Raw genomic sequence first — 6,857 nt, forward strand, 5'->3', positions numbered from 1 at the left:
CCAACCAGGGTGCCCAAAATGCAGCCCAGCAAGGCGTACAGCAGGTTTTCGGGAGTGAATGCTACGGAAAATCCGAGCATCAGGTTGTCCATCAATTCCATGATCTTGTCTTCCCTTGTTTTAGTTCATGCCGAGAAACGACGGCCACAACGGGAAAATCAGCCCCAGGCCTTTGATAAACGCCAGCCAGCAGAACGCGACCAGGAAAATTGCGTTAAGCAATGCGACACGCCAGCTGAATTCGTAGCTGGCAAGGCTACTGAGCACGACCAGCAGGAACAGTGAGACGTAGAGACCCAGCGGACGCAGCAGCACGCCGAACAGCACGACAGAGCCGATGATGATCAAGAGAATCTTGAAGTCGAACTTGTCGATGGTGGTTTCTTCCGCTTTGGGCGACAGTGCGCCAAGAGCGACTACCGCACCCAAGATGGCCAGACAGATCCCGAGCCAAAAGGGAAAGTAACCCGGGCCCATGCGGGCGGACGTACCCATGGAGTACTCGGCGGCTTTAAAGGCAAATCCCAGGCCGATGAGTGCGAACATCACTCCCGACCAGAAATCTTGCTTATTCCTTAGCTGCATGGTTTGCTCCTATTTACAGCATGTGAGTTAAAACCTGACCGTTCAACGAACGGCGCTCAAGCGCGATTTCTGGTGCTGCTCGATTTTTCTGAATTCGAAACACGCTTTTTTTGAGCAGGCCGCATGGTAGCGAAGGGGCTGGGACCTGCAAACCCAAGTCATCGGCTAGGCGGATGGGGTTTTCCCTAGAATGGGCACCCAAGTTGTAACCTCAGGGCATAATGGTCCTGAAATGAAAGCAAATTGAAAGTAAATAGAAAGACCTGCGAAAGGCTGAGCAGCCTCGGAGCACGGATTGGCGGTAACGCAAGTGCTGTGTCAGAATTCTTTGGTATGTCTTAATTCTGTTCGGCGCTTAAGTCCTACAGAATATTGCTAGTTTTCTCTCGTTGCGTACGTCCTCCCGGGCGACGCCCGGATGGTTTACGATACCGCCCATGCTGCAAGACTTAGATCAACTCGCCGCCCGTATCGGGCAATTGGTGCAACGTACCCGGCAACTTCAAGCCGAGCGTGATGCGTTGCGTGTCAGCTTGAGCCAAAGCGAAGCCGCTCAGCGTGCGCTCGAACAGCGTTGCAACGAGCGTCAGGCCGAAATCCTGACACTGCAAACTAAATTGCAGGAGCACGACGGAACGGTCGACGACCTGCTGTCCGAGGCGCGTCAGGCGGAAAACGATCTACGCGCGCAACTCGCTCGCGAGGCGTCAGAGCGGCAAACATCCGAGACGCGCGCCCAGACCCGCGAGGCAGAGTTACTGAGTAATCTCAATGAGCGCGATACGGATCTCCAGCGTCTACGCGTCGCGACGGATGCCGCGCGCGAACGTATCGATACGGTCTTGGCACGCCTGCCTGGTGCAGCCGCCGAAGAACAACCCTCCGGAGCGCAACCCTAATGGAACGTGTTGATGTCACCATTCTGGGGCGCGATTATTCCCTCGCATGCTCCAGCGACGAAAAGCCTGCCTTGATGGCGGCCGTACGGCATGTCGATCAGCTCATGCTGCGCATTCAGGGCTCAGGCAAGGTTTCCAGCAACGAGCGCATCGCAGTGATGGCCGCATTGCAGGTGGCTAGCGAACTATTAGCCATGAAAGCGCCAGATGGTCCACTAGGAGGTTTGGCGGTGGGTGAGTTCAAGAGTAGAATCGAGCACATGAACTCCCTGCTTGATGACGCGTTGTCCAATCGGGGTTAGCTAGTACCGGGCTTCGGCCCCCGGCGTGTCGGTATCACGCATGTTTTGATGTTTTTCAGTTTGTCCCTGCCGTGCTCGTGAATTGGCCATACACTCTCTGAACCTATGTCTTTTGGCATATTGGTTGCGTGAATGGTGAGCGGGAGTGATTGTCTCTTCGTAGACGAACCCGATGCTCAACGGATCGCGACCACCTTGAACCTCACGGTTCGAGATGCCGGCCTAGACGGCACAGGCGGGGCATCTATTTGTGCGGGCCTGTGCGTCGTCTCAGGTCCGCACCAGATAGTCTGCTTTCCTTCCCATCTCCCCTATAGGTTGCCATGATGCACACTTCCGGCGTGTCTTCATTGAATCGTGTCGCGGCTGCGTGTTGCGCCGCCTTTGCCTTGTTGGCCGCGCCGCTGGCGCTGGCTCAGTCCTCTCAACCTCAGCTCGCCCCACAAGTGGCATCCACTACAGGTGCGCCTACGTTGACCTTGCAGGCGTCCGCCGCCAGCGAGGTCGAGCAAGACATCGTGCGCATTACGCTGGCCGCCGAGTTCGAGGCAGCGTCGCAATCCAAGGCGACGACTGACTTGACGGCCGCGCTGGACGATGCAGTCAAACGCACCAAGGGAGCCAAAGGCATCGAGGTTCGGACCAGTGGCTACAACGTCTGGCCCACCACCAACGACAAAGGCAAAATCGAAAATTGGCGCGCTCGCGGAGAAATCACGCTGGAATCCAAAGATTTCGCCGCCGCCTCGGCATTGGCGACACAGTTATCCGACAAAGCGGCTATTTCGCAGATCAGTTTCTCGTTGTCGCGCGAGGCTCGCCAGGCTGCCGAAGAAAAATTGCTGAAGCAGGCGGCCGATGCCTTCCGTGCGCGTGCGCAGGCCGCGGCCACCGCCTTCGGGTTTGGCGCCTATCATGTGAAGCATCTGGAGCTAAGTGGTGGTGGTTCAGCGGTACCCGTGCCGCGCCCCATGGCCGCGATGGCCAAGGGCAGTCAGAGCGACTACGCCGATGTGCCGCTCGAGGCCGGCAAGGTCACCGTCACTATCGCGGTGAACGGGACTGTCGATTTGCGCTAAAGAACAGGAGCGCGACGCCGAACGCCACCATGGGCAGGGACAGCCATTGTCCCATGCTCATGCCGCCGGCAAGCAAGCCCAGGAAATCATCCGGCTCGCGCGTAAACTCCACCAAAAAGCGGAACGCGCCATAGCCTATCAAGAACAGCGCGCTGACTTGCCCGGTGGGCCTGCGTTTGCTCGAAAACCACCACAGTAATACAAAGAGCACGATACCTTCCAGGCCCAACTCGTAGAGTTGCGAGGGGTGTCGCGGTAAATCGCTGCCCGATTGCGGGAACACCATCGCCCAGGGCACATCGCTGGGGCGGCCCCAGAGTTCGCCATTGATAAAGTTGCCCAACCGCCCGGCGCCCAGCCCCAGGGGGATCAACGGCGCGATGAAATCGCTGACCTGAAAGAATGACAAGCCTTTTTTACGGGCAAACAGCACCATGACGAGAATCACGCCAATCAGGCCGCCGTGAAACGACATTCCGCCCTCCCAGAGATACAAGATCTCCAGGGGATGGCTCAGGTAATAGCCGGGCTTATAAAATAAAACGTAGCCCAGCCGTCCTCCCAGCACCACGCCCAGAACACTATAAAAAATCAGGTCTTCCAGGTCGCGCGTGTTGAGTTCTGGCGTATGGCCGCGTGTCAGGCGCCAGCGGCCCAGCAAATAAACCAGCGCGAATCCCGCCAGGTACATCAATCCATACCAATGAATCGCTACAGGACCAAGACGTAGGGCAATAGGGTCAAACTCGGGATGGTGCAGCATAATCCGCCACGTAAAAAAGGATTGGGTTGATAATAACCGCCACAGACGTCACGACGTAGTGCAGTCACGTAATGCTTGATAAGACTCCGGAGACAGACCATGCCCAACAATGAACGTTCAAAGCACATCACCCATGGCGTAGCGCGCGCGCCCAATCGGGCTATGTACTACGCGTTGGGTTATCAGGAAAAGGATTTTGATAACCCCATGATTGGTGTGGCCAACGGCCATTCCACGATTACTCCCTGTAATAGCGGGCTGCAGCGTCTGGCGGATGCTGCCATCGATGCCATCCGTGCGGCACAAGCCAATCCTCAGGTCTTTGGTACACCCACGATTTCCGATGGGATGTCCATGGGGACCGAGGGAATGAAATATTCGCTCGTGTCGCGCGAAGTAATCGCCGACTGTATCGAAACGGCGGTCCAGGGGCAGTGGATGGACGGTGTCGTCGTGATCGGTGGCTGCGACAAAAATATGCCCGGCGGCATGATTGCGTTAGCGCGCAGCAATGTACCCGGTATTTACGTTTATGGCGGCACCATCAAGCCCGGTCGCCATAAGGGCCAGGATTTGACCATCGTCTCGGTATTCGAAGCAGTGGGCGAGTTCACCATGGGGCGCATGGATCAGGACGATTTCAAGCAAATCGAAAAATGCGCTATTCCGGGCTCGGGCTCGTGCGGTGGCATGTATACCGCCAATACGATGAGTTCGGCCTTCGAGGCGCTGGGTATGAGCTTGCCGTACTCCAGCACCATGGCTAACGAAGATGACGAAAAAGTCGTGTCGGCCGCAGAGTCGGCCCGTGTGCTGGTCGACGCAGTGCGACGTGGCGTGTGCCCACGCGACATCATTACCCGTCAATCCATCGAGAACGCTGTGTCCGTCATCATGGCGACCGGCGGCTCGACCAATGCGGTATTGCATTTTCTGGCCATTGCGCACGCCGCCGAGGTGGAGTGGACGATCGACGACTTCGAGCGTATTCGTCGACGCGTGCCGGTCATTTGCGATCTAAAGCCTTCGGGGCGCTATGTGGCGACCGATCTGCATCGCGCCGGCGGTATCCCGCAAGTCATGAAGCTGCTATTGGACGCGGGCCTGTTGCATGGCGACTGCATCACCATTACTGGCAAAACCATCGCCGAGACACTGGCCGATGTGCCAGCGACACCCCGTGCCGATCAGGATGTCATTCGTTCGATTGACCGCGCCCTCTATCCCCAGGGGCACTTGGCCATTCTCAAGGGCAATCTGTCGCCAGAGGGCTGCGTGGCCAAGATTACGGGCTTGAAGAATCCCGTTATCACCGGTCCCGCACGCGTTTTTGACTCTGAAGACGCAGCAATGCAAGCCATCATGGATCGCCAGATTCAAAGCGGCGATGTGGTGGTGATCCGCTACGAGGGTCCTAAAGGCGGGCCGGGCATGCGGGAAATGCTGGCGCCCACCTCAGCGCTGGTTGGGCAGGGGTTGGGCGAAACCGTGGGCCTGATCACTGACGGTCGTTTTTCTGGCGGGACCTGGGGCATGGTGGTGGGACATGTGGCGCCCGAAGCTTATGTCGGTGGCCCCATTGCCCTGATTCAAGAGGGTGATTCGGTTACCATCGATGCTCATCAACAGTTGTTGCAGCTCAATATTTCTGACGAAGAGATGGCGACGCGACGCCAGGCTTGGGTGCAGCCCAAACCGCGTTATACGCGGGGGGTGCTGGCCAAGTTCGGCAAGTTGGCCAGCACGGCCAGCCGTGGGGCGGTGACGGATGCCTTCGACGCCTGATCACTTGCGCGACAAACCTCCTTCTGCAAAGGGGGAGGGGCAACGTGGGTCCAAGGGCGATGACGTCATATCGGCGTTTTTTTGAATTTGAGACAGTACGGATGTATGTAAAGCGTGGTTGGGCGACCGTAATCGCCTGTGGGGCTTGGGCGGTCGCCTGGACGGCGCCTGTTAATGCACAGGATCTGAGCCAGGCCGAGGGCTTGGCGCTGGCGCAGCGCAAAGCCTGCATGGCATGCCACCAGATCGATAGCAAGCGGGTAGGCCCGCCCTTGCGTAGTGTCGCCGAGCGTTACGCCGCGGCGGACCAGGGGGGCGCTACGGTGCAATATCTGGCGGACAAGATCCGCGGCGGCGGTCGCAGCGCGTGGGGAGCCGTCCCCATGCCTGCACAGTCGCAGGTTAGCGAAGACGATGCACGCTTGCTGGCCCTGTGGGTATTGTCTTTGGCGCCCGCCACGACAAAGTAGGCCGTTATTGCTTCTATATCTAGGGGGCCTTATCGAGTGATCGTATTGCGGCCCCAACAATATTGAAGCGCTCTATATAGTAGATACCGCGGTCCTGCCTGATTTGAATAAGGAATTGCGAAAATGACGGAATCAAATTCTTCTCCTGCCACCGAGGTCGCCGTTCTTGGCGGCGGTTGCTTCTGGTGCGTCGAGGCCGTATTGGTCGATTTACGCGGTGTGGTCAGCGTGCTGCCCGGCTATAGCGGCGGCCATGTCGATCATCCCACGTACGAACAGGTGTGTGGCAAGAACACAGGGCATATCGAAGTCGCTCGAGTCGAATTTGACCCCGCGATCCTGTCTTACGCCGATTTGCTGAGAGTATTTTTCGCTACCCATGACCCCACCACGCCGGGCCGTCAGGGTAATGACGTCGGGCCACAGTACGAATCCGCCATTTTTTGGCAAGACGCATCACAGCGCGAGCAGGCCCAGACCGTCATGGCCGAGATCGAAGCCCAACACGTATATGACGCCCCGCTGGTCACGCAACTGCGCGAGCCCGCGACTTTCTGGTCCGCTGAAGACTATCACCGCAACTATTTCGAACTGCACCCCGAGCAGGGTTATTGCCAGTTTGTCATCGCCCCCAAGGTCGCCAAATTCCGCAAGCTATACCGCGACCAACTGAAAAAATCTGTCTAAAGGGCATTCCGGCGAGGGTGCGGGCCGTTCAAAGCTGCCTCGCCAAGCAGTTGCGTCCCTGATATAGAGCGTGAATGTTGAATCTGTATATATAGGCAGCAAAGTGGCTGACGGCGCGGTTGGATAGGGCAAAAAGAGGGGAATACGTAGGCAATCAGCGGCGTGTCCCCATTTTTTTGAGGATTTGCAGAAAATAGTGCCGCTTTTGCCGTCATGCGTTTGTAATACGTGCTATAGTCTCGCTCCTTCGCTGCTGGAACACGAGTGTTCAGGCGGCGGGGCCGGAG

Annotated in this window: 8 protein-coding genes and 1 other RNA gene; 7 read left to right on the forward strand and 2 right to left on the reverse strand. The window is 57.5% G+C overall.

Annotated elements, in window-relative coordinates; all coding sequences use genetic code 11:
- Positions 1-120: 120 nt before the first annotated feature.
- Positions 121-585 carry a tripartite tricarboxylate transporter TctB family protein gene (locus tag ACYVDM_RS25815; protein WP_415792118.1) on the reverse strand — a complete coding sequence of 155 codons (465 nt, stop codon included), beginning with the start codon at positions 583-585 and terminating at the stop codon, positions 121-123.
- Positions 586-1,022: 437 nt separating this feature from the next.
- Between ACYVDM_RS25815 and ACYVDM_RS25820 the strand changes: the two genes are divergently transcribed.
- The 4 genes from ACYVDM_RS25820 (at position 1,023) to ACYVDM_RS25835 (ending at position 2,865) form a co-directional block, all read left to right on the forward strand.
- Entirely contained in the window at positions 1,023-1,484 is a 462-nt protein-coding gene (locus tag ACYVDM_RS25820; RefSeq protein WP_415792117.1) for a hypothetical protein, read from the forward strand.
- On the forward strand, positions 1,484-1,786 hold the full coding sequence (locus tag ACYVDM_RS25825; protein WP_415792116.1) for a cell division protein ZapA: 303 nt from the start codon (positions 1,484-1,486) through the stop codon (positions 1,784-1,786). Before ACYVDM_RS25820 ends, ACYVDM_RS25825 begins: the two co-directional genes overlap by 1 nt.
- Positions 1,787-1,846: 60 nt before the next feature.
- A non-coding RNA gene (gene ssrS, locus ACYVDM_RS25830) (6S RNA) lies at positions 1,847-2,032 on the forward strand.
- An 80-nt stretch (positions 2,033-2,112) separates the two neighbouring features.
- Positions 2,113-2,865 carry an SIMPL domain-containing protein gene (locus ACYVDM_RS25835; protein ID WP_415792293.1) on the forward strand — a complete coding sequence of 251 codons (753 nt, stop codon included), beginning with the start codon at positions 2,113-2,115 and terminating at the stop codon, positions 2,863-2,865.
- Here the strand turns inward: ACYVDM_RS25835 and lgt are convergent.
- On the reverse strand, positions 2,831-3,628 hold the full coding sequence (gene lgt / locus ACYVDM_RS25840; protein ID WP_415792115.1) for a prolipoprotein diacylglyceryl transferase: 798 nt from the start codon (positions 3,626-3,628) through the stop codon (positions 2,831-2,833). The genes ACYVDM_RS25835 and lgt overlap by 35 nt on opposite strands.
- A 99-nt stretch (positions 3,629-3,727) precedes the next feature.
- On the opposite strand from lgt, the gene ilvD reads away from it, so the two are divergent.
- The 3 genes from ilvD (at position 3,728) to msrA (ending at position 6,570) form a co-directional block, all read left to right on the forward strand.
- Positions 3,728-5,413 carry a dihydroxy-acid dehydratase gene (gene ilvD, locus ACYVDM_RS25845; protein ID WP_415792114.1) on the forward strand — a complete coding sequence of 562 codons (1,686 nt, stop codon included), beginning with the start codon at positions 3,728-3,730 and terminating at the stop codon, positions 5,411-5,413.
- 101 nt (positions 5,414-5,514) lie between these two features.
- Complete coding sequence (locus ACYVDM_RS25850; RefSeq protein WP_415792113.1) at positions 5,515-5,883, forward strand: c-type cytochrome; 369 nt, start codon at positions 5,515-5,517, stop codon at positions 5,881-5,883.
- Between the two features lie 123 nt (positions 5,884-6,006).
- The gene (gene msrA / locus ACYVDM_RS25855) at positions 6,007-6,570 is read left to right on the forward strand and encodes a peptide-methionine (S)-S-oxide reductase MsrA (RefSeq protein ID WP_415792112.1); all 564 of its coding nucleotides are present in this window, start codon (positions 6,007-6,009) and stop codon (positions 6,568-6,570) included.
- Positions 6,571-6,857 lie beyond the last annotated feature (287 nt).

The sequence above is a fragment of the Bordetella tumulicola genome (assembly GCF_054779135.1).